This is a genomic window from Mesorhizobium sp. M0848, from assembly GCF_040319805.1.
Classification (GTDB): Bacteria; Pseudomonadota; Alphaproteobacteria; order Rhizobiales; family Rhizobiaceae; genus Mesorhizobium.
Map to the genome: position 1 here is coordinate 266,661 of NZ_JAMYOM010000003.1, position 20,484 is coordinate 287,144.

The 20,484-nt window shown below is 62.3% G+C and carries 20 protein-coding genes; 9 read left to right on the forward strand and 11 right to left on the reverse strand.

Features of this window, described 5'->3' with window-relative positions; translation table 11 throughout:
- Positions 1 to 113 precede the first annotated feature (113 nt).
- The 3 genes from rplI to rpsF form a co-directional block, all read right to left on the reverse strand.
- A complete protein-coding gene (gene rplI / locus NKH95_RS04995) occupies positions 114 to 698 on the reverse strand; it encodes a 50S ribosomal protein L9 (RefSeq protein WP_127289263.1) in 585 nt (194 codons plus the stop codon).
- 221 nt (positions 699 to 919) lie between these two features.
- Positions 920 to 1,168: a 30S ribosomal protein S18 gene (rpsR, locus tag NKH95_RS05000; protein ID WP_006203718.1), complete on the reverse strand. Its 249-nt coding sequence runs from the start codon at positions 1,166 to 1,168 to the stop codon at positions 920 to 922.
- Positions 1,168 to 1,668 carry a 30S ribosomal protein S6 gene (rpsF, locus tag NKH95_RS05005; RefSeq protein WP_013532520.1) on the reverse strand — a complete coding sequence of 167 codons (501 nt, stop codon included), beginning with the start codon at positions 1,666 to 1,668 and terminating at the stop codon, positions 1,168 to 1,170. The genes rpsR and rpsF overlap by 1 nt, the downstream gene beginning before the upstream one ends.
- 453 nt (positions 1,669 to 2,121) lie before the next feature.
- On the opposite strand from rpsF, the gene NKH95_RS05010 reads away from it, so the two are divergent.
- Positions 2,122 to 3,780, forward strand: a complete 1,659-nt coding sequence (locus tag NKH95_RS05010) for a pilus assembly protein TadG-related protein (RefSeq protein WP_352442173.1) — start codon at positions 2,122 to 2,124, stop codon at positions 3,778 to 3,780.
- 8 nt (positions 3,781 to 3,788) lie between these two features.
- Here the strand turns inward: NKH95_RS05010 and NKH95_RS05015 are convergent, their stop codons facing one another.
- Positions 3,789 to 5,720 (reverse strand): LTA synthase family protein, encoded by a 1,932-nt coding sequence (locus NKH95_RS05015; RefSeq protein WP_352442174.1) that lies wholly within the window; start codon positions 5,718 to 5,720, stop codon positions 3,789 to 3,791.
- Between the two features lie 276 nt (positions 5,721 to 5,996).
- Between NKH95_RS05015 and fabD the strand changes: the two genes are divergently transcribed.
- From fabD to fabF, 5 genes are all read left to right on the forward strand, one after another.
- Positions 5,997 to 6,938 carry an ACP S-malonyltransferase gene (gene fabD, locus NKH95_RS05020; RefSeq protein ID WP_352631896.1) on the forward strand — a complete coding sequence of 314 codons (942 nt, stop codon included), beginning with the start codon at positions 5,997 to 5,999 and terminating at the stop codon, positions 6,936 to 6,938.
- A gap of 60 nt (positions 6,939 to 6,998) precedes the next feature.
- Positions 6,999 to 7,223 carry a type II toxin-antitoxin system RelB family antitoxin gene (relB, locus tag NKH95_RS05025; protein WP_352631894.1) on the forward strand — a complete coding sequence of 75 codons (225 nt, stop codon included), beginning with the start codon at positions 6,999 to 7,001 and terminating at the stop codon, positions 7,221 to 7,223.
- Between the two features lie 40 nt (positions 7,224 to 7,263).
- On the forward strand, positions 7,264 to 8,001 hold the full coding sequence (gene fabG, locus NKH95_RS05030) for a 3-oxoacyl-[acyl-carrier-protein] reductase (RefSeq protein WP_023813762.1): 738 nt from the start codon (positions 7,264 to 7,266) through the stop codon (positions 7,999 to 8,001).
- 210 nt (positions 8,002 to 8,211) lie between these two features.
- Complete coding sequence (locus tag NKH95_RS05035) at positions 8,212 to 8,448, forward strand: acyl carrier protein (protein ID WP_006203723.1); 237 nt, start codon at positions 8,212 to 8,214, stop codon at positions 8,446 to 8,448.
- 34 nt (positions 8,449 to 8,482) lie between these two features.
- Positions 8,483 to 9,745: a beta-ketoacyl-ACP synthase II gene (fabF, locus tag NKH95_RS05040; protein WP_352609745.1), complete on the forward strand. Its 1,263-nt coding sequence runs from the start codon at positions 8,483 to 8,485 to the stop codon at positions 9,743 to 9,745.
- Here the strand turns inward: fabF and NKH95_RS05045 are convergent.
- Complete coding sequence (locus NKH95_RS05045; RefSeq protein WP_352442176.1) at positions 9,733 to 10,005, reverse strand: hypothetical protein; 273 nt, start codon at positions 10,003 to 10,005, stop codon at positions 9,733 to 9,735. The genes fabF and NKH95_RS05045 overlap by 13 nt on opposite strands.
- Between NKH95_RS05045 and mltG the strand changes: the two genes are divergently transcribed.
- From mltG to gmk, 3 genes are all read left to right on the forward strand, one after another.
- Positions 10,004 to 11,056, forward strand: coding sequence for an endolytic transglycosylase MltG (gene mltG, locus NKH95_RS05050; RefSeq protein WP_352442177.1), 1,053 nt, complete (start codon positions 10,004 to 10,006; stop codon positions 11,054 to 11,056). The two genes, NKH95_RS05045 and mltG, sit on opposite strands and share 2 nt — an antisense overlap.
- Before the next feature lie 157 nt (positions 11,057 to 11,213).
- Positions 11,214 to 12,104, forward strand: a complete 891-nt coding sequence (locus tag NKH95_RS05055) for a YicC/YloC family endoribonuclease (protein WP_352442178.1) — start codon at positions 11,214 to 11,216, stop codon at positions 12,102 to 12,104.
- A gap of 3 nt (positions 12,105 to 12,107) precedes the next feature.
- Entirely contained in the window at positions 12,108 to 12,764 is a 657-nt protein-coding gene (gmk, locus tag NKH95_RS05060; protein WP_013532512.1) for a guanylate kinase, read from the forward strand.
- Between the two features lie 50 nt (positions 12,765 to 12,814).
- On the opposite strand, the gene rsmA is transcribed toward gmk, so the two are convergent.
- The 6 genes from rsmA to lptF all read right to left on the reverse strand — a co-directional run bounded on the left by rsmA (position 12,815) and on the right by lptF (position 20,446).
- On the reverse strand, positions 12,815 to 13,654 hold the full coding sequence (gene rsmA / locus NKH95_RS05065; RefSeq protein ID WP_352609739.1) for a 16S rRNA (adenine(1518)-N(6)/adenine(1519)-N(6))-dimethyltransferase RsmA: 840 nt from the start codon (positions 13,652 to 13,654) through the stop codon (positions 12,815 to 12,817).
- A gap of 10 nt (positions 13,655 to 13,664) precedes the next feature.
- Positions 13,665 to 14,681, reverse strand: a complete 1,017-nt coding sequence (gene pdxA / locus NKH95_RS05070; protein ID WP_502895161.1) for a 4-hydroxythreonine-4-phosphate dehydrogenase PdxA — start codon at positions 14,679 to 14,681, stop codon at positions 13,665 to 13,667.
- Positions 14,682 to 14,694: 13 nt separating this feature from the next.
- On the reverse strand, positions 14,695 to 15,624 hold the full coding sequence (locus tag NKH95_RS05075) for a peptidylprolyl isomerase (protein ID WP_023813768.1): 930 nt from the start codon (positions 15,622 to 15,624) through the stop codon (positions 14,695 to 14,697).
- Between the two features lie 99 nt (positions 15,625 to 15,723).
- Positions 15,724 to 18,162 (reverse strand): LPS-assembly protein LptD, encoded by a 2,439-nt coding sequence (locus NKH95_RS05080; RefSeq protein ID WP_023813769.1) that lies wholly within the window; start codon positions 18,160 to 18,162, stop codon positions 15,724 to 15,726.
- Positions 18,162 to 19,247, reverse strand: coding sequence for an LPS export ABC transporter permease LptG (lptG, locus tag NKH95_RS05085; RefSeq protein ID WP_031213741.1), 1,086 nt, complete (start codon positions 19,245 to 19,247; stop codon positions 18,162 to 18,164). The genes NKH95_RS05080 and lptG overlap by 1 nt, the downstream gene beginning before the upstream one ends.
- Positions 19,244 to 20,446, reverse strand: a complete 1,203-nt coding sequence (gene lptF, locus NKH95_RS05090; RefSeq protein WP_023813771.1) for an LPS export ABC transporter permease LptF — start codon at positions 20,444 to 20,446, stop codon at positions 19,244 to 19,246. The genes lptG and lptF overlap by 4 nt, the downstream gene beginning before the upstream one ends.
- Positions 20,447 to 20,484 lie beyond the last annotated feature (38 nt).

A 20,484-nucleotide genomic window follows, 5' to 3' on the forward strand; every position in this document is an offset into this window, starting at 1 on the left:
CCCGGGCGAGAGACCCGGGCATTGGTCCAGCATGGCTGGATGACGGCAAAGTGATCGGAGCTTGGCTTTAAGTCGTGATCAGCCCATGGCTCCAATCGTCTTGCGAAGTGTGATCAGGCGTTGTCTTCGCCGCCCTCGAACTCGGTGTTCGGATCGAAGAAGTTCTCCGGCCGGGCGTTGTCGTTGATGTCGTCGCCATAGATGGCTTCGGCAGTGGTCAGTGTCTCGCCCTTGGCCTGGCGCTCGGCTTCGTCGGCCGTGCGGGCGATGTTGAGCGTGACGGTGACCTCGACTTCCGGATGCAGCGCGATCGCCACATTGGTGACACCGATGGTCTTGATCGGCTGGTTGAGCAGGATCTGGTTGCGGTTGATCGAGAAACCTTCCGCCGTCAGCAGATCGGCGATGTCGCGGGTCGAAACGGAACCGTAAAGCTGCCCGGTTTCGCCGGCGGAGCGGACGGCGATGAAGCTCTTGCCGTCGAGCTTTTCGGCGATCTGGGCCGCTTCCGACTTGCGCTCGAGGTTACGGGCTTCGAGTTGGGCGCGCTGGCCTTCGAACTTCTTCTTGTTGGCTTCGTTGGCGCGCAGCGCCTTGCCCTGCGGCAGCAGGAAGTTACGGGCAAAGCCGTCCTTGACCTTGACGGTGTCGCCCATCTGGCCGAGGCGGGAAACGCGTTCGAGAAGAATGACGTCCATGGTTTTGTTCCTTCGGTTGGGCGCCAATCAATCGATGAGATCGACGCCGAATGTCTCTGGAACAGGTCAGGAAGCTTGAGCGCCCGGGGGCGCTGGTGTCGCTGTCCTGCCTGTCGCGGCAGTTAGAGGTTTTTGACCTCAACCCGGGATTTGATGTCCAACCCTGCGGCGCCCGTCGCCGTGGGAGAGGAGCGGGCGGCGAGCCGCCCGCATTGACGCTATTAGCGAACCACGTAGGGCAGCAGGCCGAGGAAGCGGGCGCGCTTGATTGCCTTGGCGAGTTCGCGCTGCTTCTTCTGGCTGACGGCGGTGATGCGCGACGGCACGATCTTGCCGCGCTCGGAAATGTAGCGCTGCAGGAGACGCACGTCCTTGTAGTCGATCTTGGGCGCGTTGGCGCCTGAGAACGGGCAGGTCTTGCGGCGGCGATGGAACGGGCGCCGGGTCGGGATCTGATTGATGTCGACCATTATTCTGCACCCCCTTCAAAGCCTTCGCGCGGACGGCGCGGACCACGATCGGCACCGGCGTCGCCGAACGAGCGCGGCGGACGATCGCCACGGTCGCCGCGATCACGGTCGCCGAACGAGCGCGGGCCACGATCGCCACGGTCGCGGTCGCCGAAGCCGCCGCGTTCCGAGCGCTCTTCGCGCTTCTGCATCATGGCCGACGGGCCTTCCTCATGCGCCTCGACCTTGATGGTCAGGAAGCGCAGCACGTCTTCGGACAGGCCCATCTGGCGCTCCATCTCGTTGAGCGCGGCCGCTGGGCAATTCAGGTCCATCAGCGTGTAGTAAGCCTTCCGGTTCTTGTTGACCCGGTAGGTGAGGGACTTCAGTCCCCAATTCTCGACCCGGCCGACGGACCCGCCATTCGCGGAGATGACACCCTTGTACTGTTCGACAAGAGCATCGACCTGCTGCTGCGAGAGGTCCTGCCGGGCAAGAAACACATGTTCGTAAAGAGCCATTATGTCTTATGCCTTTCTTCGTTTCTCTCCCGGTTCCCGGCGGCAAAAGCCTCTGCAACTTCTCTGACCCGCAAACCCTCGAAGGGGCAGGGGGAAGAAAGGAGCATAACGAGACGGTCGAGAGCGGAGACACGGGAGGCGGAAGCACTTCCGGCTTCACACGAAGGTTCTAAAAAACCTCCGGCCCTCCGTTCAGCCCCCAGCAAGGACCGGCAGATTGCGGGCGTCTATATAGCAATCCGACCGTAAAGCAAGGGCAAGCGGCATTCCCGTGTGTCCCACGTGACGATCGGGGAGCAGCAACGGCGGAAGTTGTGGTTTCCGGGAACCACGTCTTAACCACACTAGAAGGTTGTGTGGAGTTGAAGCCCAGCCGTCAACGGTCGATTCATCATGGAAGGCGCAAAAGCCCGGACGACCGCACAAAAGCGGCAAGCATTTCCGGGGGTAAGGATGCTTCTCGACAAATTCTGGCGCTCGAAGAGCGGCAATTTCACGCTTGTGCTGGCACTGGGTTTGCCGGTCATCCTGACAGCAGTCGCTTTCGCAACCGATGTCTCGACCCTTATGCGGGCCAAGAGCAATTTGCAGAACGCTCTCGATTCGGCAAACCTTGCTTCCTCGCACCTTGGCGATCTCGACATCACCCGCAATGACGCTTTCAACCGCTATTTCCAAGCCAACATCGTCGGTCATGGCGAGCTCGGCAATGCGCAGGCGACGTTGACTGTCGACAAGGGCGTCAACTTCGTCAAGACAAAGGCGGTTGCCTCGGCGGACGTCAATCTCAACTTCGCCTTCCTGTTCGGCGACAGCAAGCGCATCGTCGTCGATGCCTCGGCGGTCGAATCGAACAACCAGCTCGAAGTCGTGCTGGTGCTGGACAACACCGGCTCGATGGCCGGCGCGCGCATGACGGCGTTGAGGACGGCGACAAAATCGTTGCTCGACACGCTCGAAGCGGCGAAATCGCCGACGCGCAAGATCCGCGCCTCGCTGGTTCCTTTCGTAACCGCTGTCAACGTCAATGGCGACGGCTTCGATCCGTCCTGGATCGACATGGACGGCAAGTCCTCGACCAACGGCGTCAATTTTCCCGTCATCGACGGCAAGCGACCGAACCACATGGCGCTTTTCAAACAGCTCAAGAAGACCGGATGGACCGATGCCGGATGGAATGGCACCGGATGGAAGGGTTGTGTCGAGGCGCGGCCAGGCGCTTACAATATCTCCGACACGCCACCCGACACGGCCAAGCCCGACACGCTGTTCGTGCCGTACTTTGCGCCGGACGATCCCGAAGACGCCCAAAAGCCGTCTGGCGCCTATGGCAATTCGGACAAATACTACAACAACTCCTACCTCAACGATGTCAGCGACAAAACCAGGCTTGCCCAGTCGGGCATCAACATTCTGGGCATCGATCTCAGCAACCTGCTCGGCAACCTCATCGACCTTTTGTCACCCGATGACAGGGCTGCCAGGGAAAAGATCGCCAAATATGTTGCGCCCGCCAAGGAACTCATCACCGAGACCGGCTCTCCCATCACTATCGGCCCGAACCGTGCGTGTCCGACCCCGGTGGTCGCCCTGACCGACGATTTCGACAAGCTGCGCAAGGCAGCCAGTCAGATGACCGAGTGGAACGGTTCGGGCACCAATGTCTCCGAGGGCCTGTCATGGGGTATGCGGGTGCTGTCGCCCGCCGCGCCCTACACCGATGGAGCGCCGTGGAAGACGCCCGGCATCAGCAAGATCGTGCTGTTGCTCACCGACGGTGAGAACGTCGTCTATGGCGCCAGCCAACAGCCGACGAAGTCTGACTACACATCATATGGCTATCTGGCCGGCGGTCGTTTCGGATCGGATAACCAGACGACGGCGGCACGCAACGTCGATGGCTGGACCAAAAGCGTCTGCACCCAATTGAAGGACCAGGGCGTGCAGATCTACACCATGGTGCTGCAGTCCGACACCGCAGCCAACCGTGCGCTTTACAGCGCCTGCGCCTCTGATCCGAGCGGCTATTATGCAGTCAACGATCCGACCAAATTGCCGGACGTCTTCCAGCAGATTGCCAACAAGTTCTCAAAGCTGCAATTGACGAACTAAAGGCGGTCTCAACTCGTATGGGCGGCGACAATCTTGTCGACCGTTTCGGGGAAGAAGTCGGGTGCCGCGTGGCGTTTGCCGAACATCATATCGTACTGCAGCAGGCGGAAATCGCGGATCGCCGGATCGATCTCCTTTTGTCGCGCCCAATCGGGCGTGGCTTCGCCAGCCGGCGTCAGCAGAAGATTGCGGTCGACGACACGGTAGCGTTCGCTCATCTCGCCCAGGAAGCCGGTGTAGTAGGGATGGCTGATCCCGGCCGTTTTCAGGATATGATAGGGCAGGAAGGCTGGGCTGACGGCACCCATGTGCTCAGCCGGTCCGGTGCGGTTCGACCAGATGACCAGCGGCGTCTCGTGGTGTTCGAGGGCGGCCTCGGGCGACGCTTCCTTGCGCGGCGCGACATTGTCCTTGAGGAAGCCGGTTTCGACGTAGACCGGCCCCAGCGGCGGCAGATGATCGCCGAAGAAGGCGATCACGGTGGGACGGGAGCGTTTCTTCGCCCATTCGACCAGGCGTTCAAGGCCGCGATCCGCATCGGCTGAACCCTCGGCATAGCTAAGCAGCGATTCGCGCGCCCATTGGCTGATCGGCGCCTTCACCGTATGCGTCGGATTGTAATAGCGGTTCGGCTCGTAAGGACCGTGGTTTTGCAGGCTGACGGCAAAGAAGAACACTGGCTCGTCGCTGGCGTCGGCCTCGCTGATGATCTCGTCGGTCATCGCCGCGTCCGATGCCAGCGGCCCGCGCTTTTGCATGGGCGGCAGCGTCTCTTCCGACTTGAAGTCGTTGAAGCCGAAATCGGCGTAGACCGCGCCACGGTTCCAGAACCAGTTGGTGCCGGGATGGATGGCGCGCGCCCGGTAACCCTGGCTCTTGAGGAAGGTTGCCAGCGAAGGCGTCGGCGTGCGCACATATTGCTGATAGGGGATGCTGCCGGCCGGCAGGAAGGCGTTGGAAAAGCCGGTCAGGGCCTCGAACTCGATGTTGGCGGTCATGCCGCCGAATTCCGGCGAGAACATCGAGCCCGAGCGCAGCGCCCGCACGTTGGGGATCGGATCGGGCGTGATGGTGACGCCGGGCAGCTTGGTCGGATCCCAGAAGGATTCGCTCATGACGATGATGATGTCGGGCTTCTCGGCCGGCACCGAGGCGGTTACATCAGGTCTGCCGATCGCCGCGATCGCTTTGTCGGTATAGCCTGGCGGCGCCGAGACATGCGCCATCGGCACATTGAGGGCGAAGGCCAGCGCAAAACCGTTGGAGGCATAGTTTTCCTTCTGGTCCCACATGATCGGGATGATCTGCAGCCGGTCCCTGGTCCAGGAGAAGGTGGCGTAGTCCATGATCGAAACGAAGAAGGCGAGCAGCGGCACGGCCAGCGTCAGCCGGGCAAGGCGGCCCTTGCGGCTGAGCGCGGGAACCTTGCGGCGCCACAGCCGCCAGCCGTAGACGAGCAGTGACAGGCCGGCGACGATGCCGACGACCATGGCGAGCGCGGTCATCGGCCGGTCGCGCACCAAAAGCGGCAGCAGCGCGAAGATCTGGCGGGCATAGAGGAAATCGGTGGGATAGAGCGGATCGCCGAGATAATGCGACTTCTGGTGGCCGACGAAGGCAAGGGATAGCGTCAGCGGCGCGACGATCATCAGGCTCTGATGGCTGCGGCCGAGCACCGCATCGAGGCCGATCAGGATCAGCGCGAAGACGACGATGGTGGTCCAGCCGGGCTTCAGCGGCTGCAGGAAGAAGGAGACGGTGCCAGCAAAATCGCCGCGCACGATCAGTTCGATCGCAAACACCAGGACGGCCGCGATCGCCAGGCTGACAAGCCCATAGCGCACGACCGGCCATCTCCTGCCCGGCAGATAGCCGGTGGAGGGGTCGTCTTCCAGGAACTGTGGCGCGGGCTTGCCGGCGCGTTTGTAACTCTTTGCCACTTAAACTTCCCCACCCAGCGACAAACACGTCACTCGATTGTCATGGAATTGTCACGCAAAGCTAGCGCCTGTGGCCAAAATAAGAAGAGCCAGCAAACGAATCGTGAGCGGTTTTCATCAGGAGTGATCGCCAAAAAGCCTTTCGGAACAGGCACTCGGCGGATGAGGCGGCCGTCGGGCAGGGTCGAACCGGGCTTGACTTGGCGCCCCGCCATGCCTCACAGGCAAGAAAAACCCGTCTTCAGGCAAGCAAAACCAGCCCTTGGGAGCCCTCGCATGGCCGTCGCATTCACCTTTCCCGGACAAGGCAGCCAGGCGGTCGGCATGGGCAAGGATCTCGCCGACGCCTTCCCCGAAGCGCGCAGGGTCTTCCAGGAAGTCGACGACGCACTTGGTGAGAACTTGTCGAAGCTGATCTGGGAAGGGCCGGAAGAGGCGTTGACGCTGACCGCAAACGCGCAGCCGGCACTGATGGCGGTGTCCCTGGCCGTGGTCCGGGCGCTGGAATCGCGCGGCTTCTCGCTGAAAGGCAAGGTCACCTATGTCGCCGGTCATTCGCTGGGCGAATATTCGGCGTTGGCCGCTGCTGGCTTCGTTTCGGTTGCCGATGCCGCCCGGTTGCTGCGCATACGCGGCAATGCCATGCAGGCGGCGGTGCCGGCCGGCGAGGGCGCCATGGCGGCGATCATCGGATTGGAACAGGCCGATGTCGAAGCAGCCTGCACCGAGGCATCCAAAGGGTCGGTCTGTCAGATCGCCAACGACAATGGCGGCGGTCAGCTGGTTATTTCCGGAACCAAGGCTGCGGTCGAACTGGCGGCGAAACTGTGCACGGAAAAGGGCGCCAAGCGAGCGCTGATGCTGCAGGTTTCCGCGCCTTTCCACTCCGCGCTGATGGCGCCCGCGGCCGACGTCATGCGGGAAGCCCTGGCCGGCGTGACAAAGAATTCGCCGGTGGTTCCCGTCCTATCCAATGTCACGGTTAGCCCGACCAGCGATCCGGACGAGATCGCCCGCCGCCTGGTCGAACAGATAACCGGCCGCGTGCGTTGGCGCGAGACGGTGGAGTGGTTCGGCGCGAACGGCATCACCACGCTTTACGAAATCGGCGCCGGCAAGGTGCTTTCAGGATTGGCGCGGCGCATCAACCGCGACATTGCCACCGCGTCGGTCGGCTCCGCGGCTGAGGTCGAGGCAGTGCTGGTGGCGCTTCGTTGAGCTGCGCAACTTGAATTCACCGGCGCATGACCACATACATGCATCGCAACGAGGTGCGGCATGCCCACATCGATCCGTCTTTCTTCTGAAGTCGAGCGACGGTTGGATTCGCTTTCGGCCGAAACCGGTCGCAGCAAGGCTTACTATCTGCGCGAATTCATTGAGCGGGGCCTTGAGGATGTAGAGGATTACTACCTTGCCGCCGAGGTGCTCGGGCGGATCAGGAGCGGCGAAGAAGGCATTCTGAGAGCCGAAGACTTCTGGAACGGCGACGTCTACAGATAGCCAATTCGCGGGCTGTCCGATTTGAAAGAGGATTAAACACATGTTCGAATTGACTGGCCGCAAGGCGCTCGTCACCGGCGCATCGGGAGGCATCGGTGAGGCGATCGCCAGGATGCTGCATGCGCAGGGCGCGATCGTCGGCCTGCATGGCACCCGCGTCGAGAAACTGGAAGCGCTGGCTAGCGAGCTTGGCGACCGGGTCAAGCTGTTCCCGGCCAACCTGTCGAACCGTGACGAGGTCAAGGCGCTCGGCCAGAAAGCCGAGGCCGATCTCGAAGGCGTCGACATCCTGGTCAACAATGCCGGCATCACCAAGGACGGGCTGTTCGTGCGCATGTCGGATGCCGACTGGGACACCGTGCTCGAAGTCAACCTGACCGCCGTGTTCAGGCTGACCCGCGAACTCACCCATCCGATGATGCGCCGCCGCCATGGCCGCATCATCAACATCACCTCGGTGGTCGGCGTCACCGGCAATCCCGGCCAGACCAATTATTGCGCCTCAAAGGCCGGCATGATCGGCTTTTCCAAATCGCTGGCACAGGAGATCGCCACCCGCAACATCACCGTCAACTGCGTCGCCCCGGGCTTCATCGAATCGGCGATGACCGACAAGCTCAACGACAAGCAGAAAGAGGCGATCATGGCGGCGATCCCCACGCGGCGCATGGGCACCAGCGTTGAAGTCGCGTCCGCCGTCGCTTATCTCGCCTCCAACGAAGCCGCCTACGTCACCGGCCAGACCATCCACGTGAATGGCGGCATGGCGATGATCTAACGAGGTTCGGCAGCAACGCCGGCGGGTTGTGAAAAGAGACCATTTCGGCTTGGACCTCAGCTATTTTTCGTGTAATGCGGCCCGCAACCCGGCGGTTCGGGCAAAAACCGGTCCGTAGTCGTTGCGTTTCCGGCAGGACCATCTTTCAGCTTGATTAGCGGCATTCTGCCCGCTAACGAAGACAGACAAACAAAAGACGAGGATGCCCAAATGAGTGACACCGCAGAGCGCGTCAAGAAGATCGTCATCGAGCACCTTGGCGTCGATGCCGACAAAGTGACGGAGCAGGCGAGCTTCATCGATGATCTGGGCGCCGACAGCCTCGACACGGTCGAACTCGTCATGGCGTTCGAAGAAGAATTCGGCGTCGAGATTCCCGACGATGCGGCTGAGACCATCCTGACCGTTGGCGATGCCGTGAAGTACATCGACAAGGCTTCGGCCTGACGCTTTCCGCAGTCATCACCGGGGAGGACCTGCGATGAGGCGTGTCGTCGTCACGGGCCTTGGGTTGCTGTCGCCGTTCGGCATGGGCTTCGAGCACAGCTGGAAGGAACTTCTGACCGGCCGCAGCGCTGCCAAGCGCATCACTGAGTTCGAGGTGGAGGATCTTGCCTGCAAGATCGCCCACGTCATTCCGCGTGGTGACGGCAGCAATGCCACCTTCAATCCGGAGGCCGTGCTCGAGCCGAAGGAACTGCGCAAGATCGGCGACTTCATCCTGTATGGGATTGCCGCCGCCGACGAGGCGCTGAAGGATTCCGGCTGGGAACCCAAGACGCATGAAGAGCGGTGTGCCACCGGCGTCCTGATCGGCTCCGGCATCGGCGGCATCGAGGGCATCGCCGAGAACGCGACGATCCTCAAGGAGCGCGGCCCGCGCCGCATCAGCCCTTTCTTCATCCCGGGCCAGATCATCAATCTCGTCTCCGGGCAGGTTTCGATCCGGCACGGGCTGAAAGGCCCGAACCATGCCGTCGTCACGGCCTGTTCGACCGGCGCGCACGCTATTGGCGATGCTGCCCGGTTGATCATGTGGGGCGATGCCGACGTGATGGTCGCCGGTGGCGCCGAAGCGCCGGTGACGCGGCTGTCGATCGCCGGCTTTGCCGCATGCCGGGCACTGTCGACGGAACGCAATGATTCGCCGCAAATGGCGTCGCGACCCTATGATCGGGACCGCGACGGCTTCGTCATGGGCGAGGGCGCCGGCGTTGTCGTGCTCGAGGAGCTCGAACATGCCAGGGCGCGCGGCGCCAAGATCTATGCCGAGGTGACGGGTTATGGTCTCACCGGCGATGCGCATCACATCACCGCGCCCGCCGAGGATGGCGATGGCGCCTTCCGTTGCATGACGGCGGCACTGAACCGGGCCAAGTTGACGCCGGCCGATGTCGACTACATCAACGCGCACGGCACCTCGACCATGGCCGACACGATTGAGCTCGGTGCCGTCGAGCGGCTTGTCGGCAATGCCGCATCGAAGATTTCGATGTCGTCAACCAAGTCGTCGATCGGCCATCTGCTTGGAGCGGCGGGTGCCGCCGAAGCGATCTTCTCTATCCTTGCCATCAGAGACAATGTCGCGCCGCCGACCATCAATCTCGATAACCCGGAACGCGAAACCGCGATCGATCTGGTGCCGAACAAGCCGCGTGCCCGCCAGATCGACGTGGCGCTGTCCAATTCCTTCGGCTTTGGCGGGACCAACGCGTCGCTGGTCTTCCAGCGCTACAATGGCTGATCGTCCGGCTGCCGGGCGGCGCTTTGGCGTGCCGTCAATTTTGCCATATTCGCCCCTACTCTGCCGCTGGGGATTCGTTGGGCGATCAAACGGTAGGGCGAAATGAACACAAATCCGGCAGGCAACGGAGAATTCGGGCAACGGCCGCCGACATCCGGCCCGATCGTGCCGAAAACGGCCAGCGAGGCGTTGCGGCCAGAGGCTGGCACGCCACCGCCGAAGCGCTCGCGTGCGTCACGCAGCCAGGTCGTCGTGTTCATGAACTTCGTCATCTCCTCGGTGATGCTGGTGGTTCTGGCGGCCGGCGTCGCGGTCTATTTCGGCAAGCAGGAATTCACCGAACCCGGACCTTCGGCTAATGGCGACACCTTCCTGGTCAAGCCGAACACCGGCGTCCAGGATATCGCCGACCAGCTCGAACGCCGCGGACTGATCAGCGACGCCCGGGTATTCCGTCTTGGCGTGCGGGCCTTCGGCAATGATTCCGCGCTGAAAGCCGGCGAGTACGAGATCAAGCCCAGGGCTTCCATGCGCGATATCATGGAGCTTTTGAAGAGCGGCAAGTCGGTGATGTATTCGCTGACCATTCCTGAGGGACTGACGGTCGACCAGGCATTGCAGCGCATCGCCGAGGAGACTGCGTTGAGCGGCGACATGCCGGCAACCACGCCGCCGGAGGGCAGCCTCGCCACCGACACGCTGCGCTTCACGCGCGGCGCGACACGCCAGCAGATGGTCGACAAGCTGCTGGCGGATCAGAAGAAGCTGGTCGACGATGTCTGGGAGCGGCGCGCGCCTGACCTGCCGCTGGCCAACGTCGAGGAGTTCGTCACGCTGGCCTCGATCGTCGAGAAGGAGACGGGCAAGGGTGACGAGCGTTCGCGAGTTGCCGCCGTCTTCCTGAACCGGCTTGCCAAGGGCATGCGCCTGCAATCCGATCCAACCATCATCTATGGGCTGTTCGGCGGCAAGGGAAAGCCGGCGGACCGGCCGATCTACCAGTCGGACATCCAGAAACAGACTCCCTACAACACCTATGTGATCAATGGCTTGCCGCCGACGCCGATTGCCAATCCGGGTCGTGCAGCGCTGGAGGCGGTGGCCAATCCGTCGAAAACCGCCGACCTCTATTTCGTTGCCGACGGCACCGGCGGGCACGTCTTTGCCGCGACGCTGGACGAGCACAACGAGAATGTCGCCCGCTATCGCGCGTTGCTGAAGAAGCAGGCCGATGATGCCGCCAAAGCCGCCAAGACGACTGGCACCGGCGACAGCGATGCCAGCGGCGGTGACGCGGGCGCTGCCCAGTAAATGAAGAAAGGCGTTGCCCGACAGGCAACGCCCTGACATTTGGAAGAGCGCCGCGCGTCCGATTTCGACGCGCCTGCGGCGCAGTCTTTTTTCAAGCCGCACTCGCTCCTGTCCGGAAAGCCGGTTCAGGGCGATGTGCCAGGGACGTGTGGGCGATATGAATTTGCAGAGCATGACCGGTTTTGCACGTGCCGTCGCCGAGCACGAAGGCACTTCGATCGCCTGGGAGGTCAAGTCCGTCAACGGCAAGAGCGTCGAGGTACGGCTGCGGCTGCCGCAAGGCTTCGAACGGTTGGAACCTGCTGTCCGGCAGATACTTCAGAAACGTTTTGCACGCGGCAATTTCCAGGCGACGCTGACCATCGGCCGTGCCGTTGGCGCGCAGGCGCAGCCGGTCGTCAACGAAGCCTTCCTGAAGGACCTTGCTGGGCTCGCCAAACGGCTGCAGGAGCAATTCGGCGTTGCTGCGGCGACGTCAGATGGATTGCTTTCGCTGCGCGGCGTGCTCGACATTCCTGAAACCGTCGAAACCGAGGAGGCGAGGGCCGCGCTCGATGCCGCGATCATGGTCGCGCTCGAAGTGGCCTTGAACGGGCTCGAACAGGCACGTCAGGGCGAAGGAGCCGCGCTGGCTTTGCTGTTGTCGGGTCATATCGACACGATCGAGGTGCTGACGCTGCGAGCCGAGGCGGATCCATCCCGCGAGACGACGGTGATTCGCGAACGCATCGCCGAGCAGGTCAGGCTGCTGATGGACGCTTCCGCCAATCTGGATGCCACCCGACTGCACATGGAGGCGGCGTTCCTGGCCACCAAAGCCGATATTCGCGAAGAGATCGACCGGCTGAAAACGCATGTCGCGTCCGGCCGGGCTCTGCTGCTGGGCGGCGGTGCGGTCGGTCGCAAGCTCGATTTTCTGGCACAGGAATTTAACCGCGAATCGAATACGCTGTGTTCCAAATCGAATGCCGCAGCCGTCACCGCGATCGGCCTGGACCTGAAGGCGGTGGTCGACCAATTTCGTGAACAGATCCAGAATCTGGAGTAGCCGATGGTTGCCAAGGATTTGGGGTCCCGCATTCGCCGCCGGGGCCTGATGCTCGTCCTGTCGTCGCCATCCGGCGCCGGCAAGTCGACGATCGCGCGCAATCTTCTGGAAAGCGATTCCAGCCTCGAACTGTCGGTCTCGGTCACCACCAGGCCGCGCCGCGGAAGCGAGATCGAAGGCGTCCACTATCATTTTCGGACGATGCGCGAATTCGAGCGGCTTCGTGATTCCGACGCACTGCTGGAGTGGGCCGAGGTGCATGGCAATTGCTATGCGACGCCGCGCGAACCGGCCGAACTGGCGCTGTCCGAGGGGCGCGACATGCTGTTCGACATCGACTGGCAAGGTGCCCAGCAGCTCAAGGAGAAGATGCGCGCCGACATTGTCTCGATCTTCATCCTGCCGCCATCGATGAAGGAGTTGAAGGCGCGGCTGAAACGTCGCGCTGAAGACCAGGAGGCGGTGATCGAGACGCGGCTGAAAAACGCCCGCAACGAGATCGAGCACTGGAAGGAATATGATTTCGTCATCGTCAATGACGACCTTGACCGCGCCTTCGCCGAAGTGCGCGGTATCGTCGTCGCCGAGCGGCTAAGACGCGACCGCCGGCCAGGCCTGTTCGATTTCGTCTCTGGACTGTTGGACGAGAAGACGGGCTGAGGCGGTGAAGCGCCAATCTCCCCCACGAGGGGTGGGAGATCGGCAGCTTCTTACACCGCATTGGTCAGCCGCACGAACTCCTCGACGCTCAGCGTTTCGGCGCGGCGTGTCGGATCGATGCCGGCGCGTTCGAGCAGGGCCTCGCCGCCGAGGTTCTTCACGCTTTGCCGCAGCATTTTGCGACGTTGGCCGAACGCGGCTTCGGTGACGCGGCCGAGTTTTTTTACCTCGGCGGACAGAGGGGTCGGGCGCGGCACCAGATGCACCACCGAGGAGGTGACCTTTGGCGGCGGCGTGAATGCCTGTGGCGGTACGTCGAAGGCGATCCTCGCCTCCGTCCGCCAGCCGGCAAGAACCCCTAGCCGGCCATAGCTGTCGCTGCCGGCGGGCGCGACGATGCGCTCGGCCACTTCGCGCTGGAACATCAAAGTCATCGAGGTGTAGAAAGGCGGCCAGTCGCTGACCGTCAGCCAGCGCACCAGCAGCTCCGTGCCGATGTTGTAGGGCAGGTTGGCCACGATCTTGACCGGACCGCCGTTCCCGGTCGCTCGGCTGGCAAGGCCTGCGAAATCCGTCTTCAGCGCATCGCCGGAAACAACCTCCAGCCGGCCGGGATAGTGGTCGGACACTTCGGCAAGAGCAGCCAGGCAACGTTCGTCGCGCTCTATGGCGACCACATGGCGCGCTCCGTTGTTGAGCAAGGCGCGGGTCAGCCCGCCGGGACCAGGACCGACCTCGATTACTGTTGCATCGGACAAGTCGCCGGCGGTGCGCGCGATCTTGCCGGTGAGGTTGAGGTCGAGCAGAAAATTCTGGCCGAGCGCCTTCTTCGCCTGCAACCCATGACGCTCGATCACCTCGCGTAGCGGCGGCAGCCCGTCGATGCTCATGCCCGAGGTCTCATACGGCGATTGCCTTCGTGTTCGTGTCGGCCAGCCGCCGGGCAAGCTTCAGCGCGGCTATCAAGCTGTCGGGCCGCGCCACACCCTTGCCGGCGATGTCGAAGGCCGTGCCGTGGTCGGGCGAGGTGCGGATGAAGGGCAGGCCGAGCGTGACATTGACCGCCTCGTCGAAAGCCAGCGCCTTGGCCGGGATCAGCGCCTGGTCGTGATACATGCAAAGGGCCGCGTCGTAGCCCGCCCGCGCCCGGACATGGAACAACGTGTCGGCCGGCAAAGGGCCGAAAGCGTCGATTCCTTCGGCACGCAGGATGTCGACCGCCGGGCGCACGATCAGCTCGTCCTCGAGGCCCATGGCGCCGCCTTCGCCGGCATGTGGGTTGAGCCCGGCAATCGCCAGCCTCGGCTTGGCGATGCCGAAGCGGCCGGTAAGGTCGGCGGCGGTGATGCGCGCGGTGGCGACGATCAGTTCGGTGGTCAGTGCCTTCGGCACCTCGGCCAGCGCGATGTGGATGGTGACGGGAACGGTGCGCAGGTCGGGTCCTGCCAGCATCATCACAGGCATCGCCTCGACGCCGCTGTGCCGGGCTGCCAGATGCGCCAGATATTCGGTGTGGCCGGGAAAGCGAAAGCCCGCATCGTAGAGCGGCTTCTTGGCGATGGGGCAGGTGACCACGGCCGAGGCTTCGCCGGCAAGGCAATCGGCGACGGCGCGGTCGATGGCCTCGATGGTGGCGGCCGCATTGGCCGGATCCGGCCGGCCGGGGCTGTCGATGCAGCCGGCGGCTAGCGGAACGATCGGCAAGGCGCGGGCAAAGACCTGCGCCGCTTGCGCTGATGTCGTTTCGACGACCGGCAGCGAAATGCCGAGCAGGCGCGCCCGGGAGGCGATCAGCGCCGGATCGGCGAGCAGGTAGAAGGGGGGCAGGGCGGCAGCTTCGCGCGCCATAAAGGCGGCGATGGCGATCTCCGGCCCAATGCCGGACGGATCGCCGGCGCTCAACGCGAGCGCACTCACTGTGTTGCCCACGTCAGCGCTTGACGATGCGGGCTTTTGCCTTCAGCTCGTCGACATATTTCTTGCTGAGCGCGTCGGCATCCTTGTCGCCGCCGGAGCCTTCGGCCTGAAACGCCATCTGGGCGACCTTGTCGTCGGACACTTCGCGCGACGAGCAGATGCCGATGAATTCGACGCCGCGCTCGGTTTCGCGCGTGGCGGTGGCACCGCCGACTTTGGTAGCCTTGATCTGCTCGGCCCAGTCCGGCGGCAGCTGCGGCGCGAGCACCCGGCCCAGATCGCGAACGGTGACGTCGATCAAGCCCTTGGCGAATTCGCGCGTCGTGTTGCAGCCGTTGAAGCGGGCGCGCATGGCGTCGGCCTCGCGCTTGCGTTTGCCCAGCGTCGCGCTGCGTTCAGCCGCCGGCACCACGAAGATGACCTGCTGCAGCATGTATTCGGTGGCGCTCGGTTTGGCGCCGCCTTTTTCGAGCATCTTCCTCACGAGATCCTGCTCGCTGACGGCACCTGTGCCGTCGCCGGAACGGTAGCGTGCGCTCAAAGCCTGGTTCCAGGCCATCTGGGCGCGGATGAATTCCTTGAAGTGGCTCTTGGTGACACCTGACTTCTCCATGACGCCGTCAAGCTGGCTGAGCTGCATCTTGTTGCTCGAGGCAAAGCGCTGATACGCCGCCTCGACCTGTGCGTCGCTGATGCGGATGCCAAGCCGCTTGGCCTCGGCCATACGCAGCGTCTGGTCGATCATTTCCTGGCCGGCATCGCCCTTCTTGCGCTGCAGCTTCAGGAAGGCGGCGCGATGGGCGATGTCGCCGCTGGTGACCGGAATGTCGTTGACGACGTATTTGATCTCGCTGGCGAAAGCCGGCGGCGTCATTGCAGTGATCGACACGGACGTCGCCGCCACGAGCAACGCGAAACCTGCTGAAAAGAGGTATTTCCTCATCGTTGGTATCCCAATTCTATCCCGGTCCCGCCCAATTTCATCTTTCCAGGTGCGCGAAATCCGTGCCAGCCCTATGCGGCGAAACGATGTCGCCGATTGTTACTGGATCGTGTCGACGCCACTGGTCGACGAGCCGAAATCGCCGAGGGTGCGGAACGACAGATTGAAGCCGATGGTCTGCGACACCTCCCTGGTGTTCAGATCGCGCGACTGCGAGTAGGTCATCAGATAAGTGAAGCAGGAATCGTTGTAGGCGAAGCCGACACCGTCCTTGACCAGCAGGCTTTGCTGCAGGTCGTAGGTTCCTGTGCCGAAGACGCGCCAGTTTTCGGCCAGATGCGTGGATGCACCAAGTGTGACTTCGTGGCGGTCTTCCGTGAAACCGTACAGCGGCTGGGCCTGGATGAAGGCGTATTTGGCGCTCAGCGACACAGGCAGGCCGGAATAGGCGGCCTTCACCTCGGCACGGCGGACCTCGAAACTCTGTTCGTCGAAACGGCCGCTGACCGAGGCCGCGAAGCCGTTGGGGCTGTTGATGCCGAACAGGCCGACATAGTCGGACTTGGTCGTGTCGAGGCCGGAATTGGCGCCGACATTGACCAGATCCGGCGCGGCAAAGGAGTTCTCGCCGCCGATCTGATAGGATTGGCCGAAAATCGCATTGGTGCCCCAGCCATTATTGTACGAGCCGGAATAGCGGAAGCCGACATTGGCGCGCGAACCGCCTTCGACGCGGTCGTAACCGGAGAACTTGTCGCGCTCGAACAAGGTGGTCGCGTCGAAGACCATGCTTTGGGCGTCTTCGTTGGGCACTGAGAGGCCGCCGACATATTGCTCGTTCGGACGCATGAAGACCTGCGCCATTGGCTCGATGACATGGCTGGACCCGCTGGCCATGGAAAACAGCACCGGCCAACGCATCTCGAGGCCCGCGGTTGCCATGTAACGGGCAAATGACGAGCGCATATCGTCCTGCTCGCCCAAATGCGTTGCCATTCGGTCGATGGCGTCTAGCGAAGCCGACGATGCGTTGAGGTAGTCCACATCGCCCTGCAGCGCGAGCAACGGCGTTAGCACCAGTCCGTCATCTGTGACGAAACTCCGCTTCCACTCGGCCTCGGCGGTGAGACGGCCCGATTCGCCTTCGATGCCGCGGACGCGCTGCGTCGGAGTGAGGGCATTGTAGGGCTGGACGAAGGTCTCATCGACATCGTCGCGGCGGATGACACGCGCGTTGACATTGAGGGACAGCTGGCCGCCGGCCACCGAGGCATCAGGAATATAGGCGTAATCGAGCGACGGCAGCACCCACGGCTGTTGTCCACTTCGCGCAGAGATATTGTCGTCAGGCGTATCTTCCTGCACATCGAAATGCATGGCGCGCACGTCGAAATAATTGCGGCCGTTGAGACCCGTCAAGTAGACTGACGACTGGTGAACGCTGCTATTGTACTTGTCGATGCCGTAGGTGTTCGAGAAGTTCTTGTCGGTCTGCAGCAGCACGTCCCAGCCGAAGTTCCAGCGTGAGTTGATGGCGAACTGCCCCTGGGTACCCATCATGCCGCGGAATTTGTTGGGATCGCCGGCGCTGCCCGAATTGACGTTGTGGCCAGAGCTGGATGGGAAGGCAGTGGTGTCGAGGAAGGCGTCGGGATTCTGCTGGTGTATCCCGGCGATCTTCAAGCTGTACTCGCCATTGTCGAAGCGCTGACGCCACTCGGCCTCACCGAGGAAACCCTGCCTGGTATAGCCGGTGCCGGTGACGGTCAGGTCGTAGGTCGGCGCCAATGCGAGATAATAGGGGACTTTCACGCCGACGCCGAGATCGCTCTTGTAGATGATGCTCGGGATCAGGAAGCCGCTCTTGCGCTTCACCGTCGGGTCGGCAATTTCGAATGCAGGCAGATAGGCAAGCGGAAAACCGAAGAATTCGAAATTCGCATTCTCGAAGCGAACCGTCTTCTTCTCACCGTTCCAGATGATCTTCTTGGCCTTGACGCGCCAGGTCGGCGCTTTGTCCGGCTTATCCTCGCACGGCTCGCAGGCGGTGTAGACGCCATTGTGGAAAGTGGTCAGCACGCCGCCCATGCGTTCTGCGCTTTCGGCGGCGAAATAGGCCTTGTCGATGGTCTCGACCCGCAACGCGTTGACGAAGCCGTCGGCGAAGTCATCGGTGATGTCGATATGTTGCGAATTGATCTTGGTGCCGTCGCTGTTGATGACTTCGACGTTGCCGCTCGCGACCATCCGCTTGGTGTTGCGGTTGTATTCGACCCGCTGGGCGACAAGGCGATTGCCACCATAGTCGATCTGCACACCGCCGACGGCGGTCACGGTCTGGTTGTCGTTGTTGTAGACCAGCGTATCGGCCGCCAGCAGCATTTGCGAGCCGGCCGGAACCGATGTCGCCATGTCGCCGACGTCCTGCGCAAGCGCCGGTGCCGGAACGGCGTAGGCAAGCACGCACGCCAAGGCGGTCGCCGCATAGAGGCGCGCCAAACCGGCCTGCCTGTTGCTGGGCAAAAACGCCTCCCTCACTAGCCGTCTTCCTTGTATAGCAGGAAAGTCACCCCGAAGAACATAGCCACCATGACCGGTACCCAGGCGGCTACGACAGTCGGCACGAATCCCGCCACGCCGAATGCCTTCACCAGCACCGAAACGACATAAAGCAGAAAGCCAGCGATGATGCCACCCAGAATCATCGTCGCCGACTGTCCCATCCTGGCAAATCGCATTGAAACCGTTGCCGCGATCAGCGTCATGGCGACGAGAAGGAACGGCAACGCCACGAGCGAATCAAACTGCATGGCAAAGGCATTTGCCTTGAGGCCAAAGGAGCGGGCAACCTCGACCTTTCCGGGCAGGTCGTAGAACGGGATGGTTTCGGGGCGAGCCAGCCGCTCTTGCACGAATTCGGGCTTCAGATTGGTCGGTACGCGATCGGTTGCCGATGCCTGGATCGTGCCGTTCTGGAACGTCTTGACGTCCTGCAATTCCCAATAGCCGTCGCGCAGGAAGGCACGGGCGGCGTCCTTGCGCTCGACGATGTTGCCTTGCGGGTCGAGAATGAAAAATACGACATCGGCCATTTCCAGGCCCTGGTTCAGGATGGCCCGCGCACCGATGATGGTGTCGCCCGAACTGGTTTTCTGACGGATCCAGGGCGCGGCATCGGCCGAGACCGTATTCGATTTGCCCGAACGCAGCTGGGTTTCGATCTGCTCGGACCAGGAGAATGCGTGCGCGGCGAGTGGATTGATGACGCCAACCGACAGGACGCCGAACAGCAAGGCTCCGATACAGCAGGGCAAGAGGAACTGCCAGGCGGAAACACCGGCGGAACGCGCGATGACCAGCTCGTAGCGCCGGTTCAGCGACACCAGCGTCGCCATCGCCGAGAAGAGACCGACGAACGGCACCGTCTGCAGCATGATCATCGGCATACGGAGGCCTGAAATGGCTACCGCCGTGCCGTAGGTGAAGCCGGGCAGGCCGGTGGTGCGTCCGGACAGCTCGGTGAAATCGATCAGGAACACCAGCGCCAGGAGGCCGATGAAGAACCAGATGGTGATCGTCACATAGCGGAAAAAGAAATAGCGGCCCAGTGTCCAGCCCATCAGCCGACCCCTTGGCCTGATGCGCCGCGCCTGGACAAACGCAATTTGAAAGCATTCCAGCTGTCAGCGATGCGCGTGGCGAAGTTTGTCATCCAGTCCGCCCAGGTCACGGGCAGTTCCAGTGTCCGGTTGGAGACGATGAACCAGATCGCCACCGCGGAAGCCACGATCGGCACGCCATAGACCATATACGCATATTGCGGGACCTCATCCGCCTTGCTGGCGGCAAAAAAGCCCAGCCAACGCACGAACAGCGATATCGTGATCGCCGTGATCAGCGGATTGACGCGCGCCTCGCGGTGCGAGCGCGCATCGCCGGCGACTGCAAGCGCGATCAGCGCGAAAACCATGGAATAGGTCCATTCCGAGAACCGTTGGTTGACCTCGGCCCGGTATTCGTAGGGGTTCTGCTGATAATACTTGTCGTTGGCACCCGGGTTGAGCAGGTACTGCGTCGTCTGGTCCTTGGGCAGGAGCGTCACCGCCGAAGCCGCCGCCATGAAGGCCGACATGTCGAAGGCATAGGAGGTGAAGCGGATGACGGAGAGATCGCCGGTCAGCGTTTTGCGATGGATGACGCCGTCATTCATCATCAGCACCTTTTCACCGCCGCGTTCGACGATGCTGCCGGTCTTGGCGTAGTAGACGAGGTTGACGCCTTCTTCGCGCGAATCGGCGACGAAAATGCCACCCAGCCGATTGTTCGGAAGGCGCTCGCCGATCTGCAGGAACAACCCGTCGTCAATCTTGCGGAAGGTGCCTTCCTGGATGATCAGCGACAACAGATCCGCGCGCGACGACGCCACCAGGGCCCGGTTCTTCTGCCGTGCGTAAGGGTCGATGCCGTTGTCGACGGCAAAGGAAAAAACGGCGGCGGCGAGCGCCAGCAACATGATCGGCCGCACGATCGTCCAGCGCGAGGCCCCCGCGGCGTTGACGACGGCGAGTTCGGAATCCGAATTCATGACACTGAGTGTCTGTGCGACCGCTACCACCAGGGCAAAAGGCACCACGATCGGGATGATGGACGGAAGGATGAGGGCGGCGACTTCGAAGAAGGTCAGCGCCGACTGGCCGCTGTCGGTGACCAGATCGATCTTTGCCAGCACCTGCGTCGTCCATACGATCGCCAGCGTCCACACAAGAGCGGCCATGAAGACCACGAAAGCGCGGCGCATGATGTAGCGTTCAACGACCTTCATGAAGGCTTTTCTCGATTTTTTCGAACGGCATCATGCCA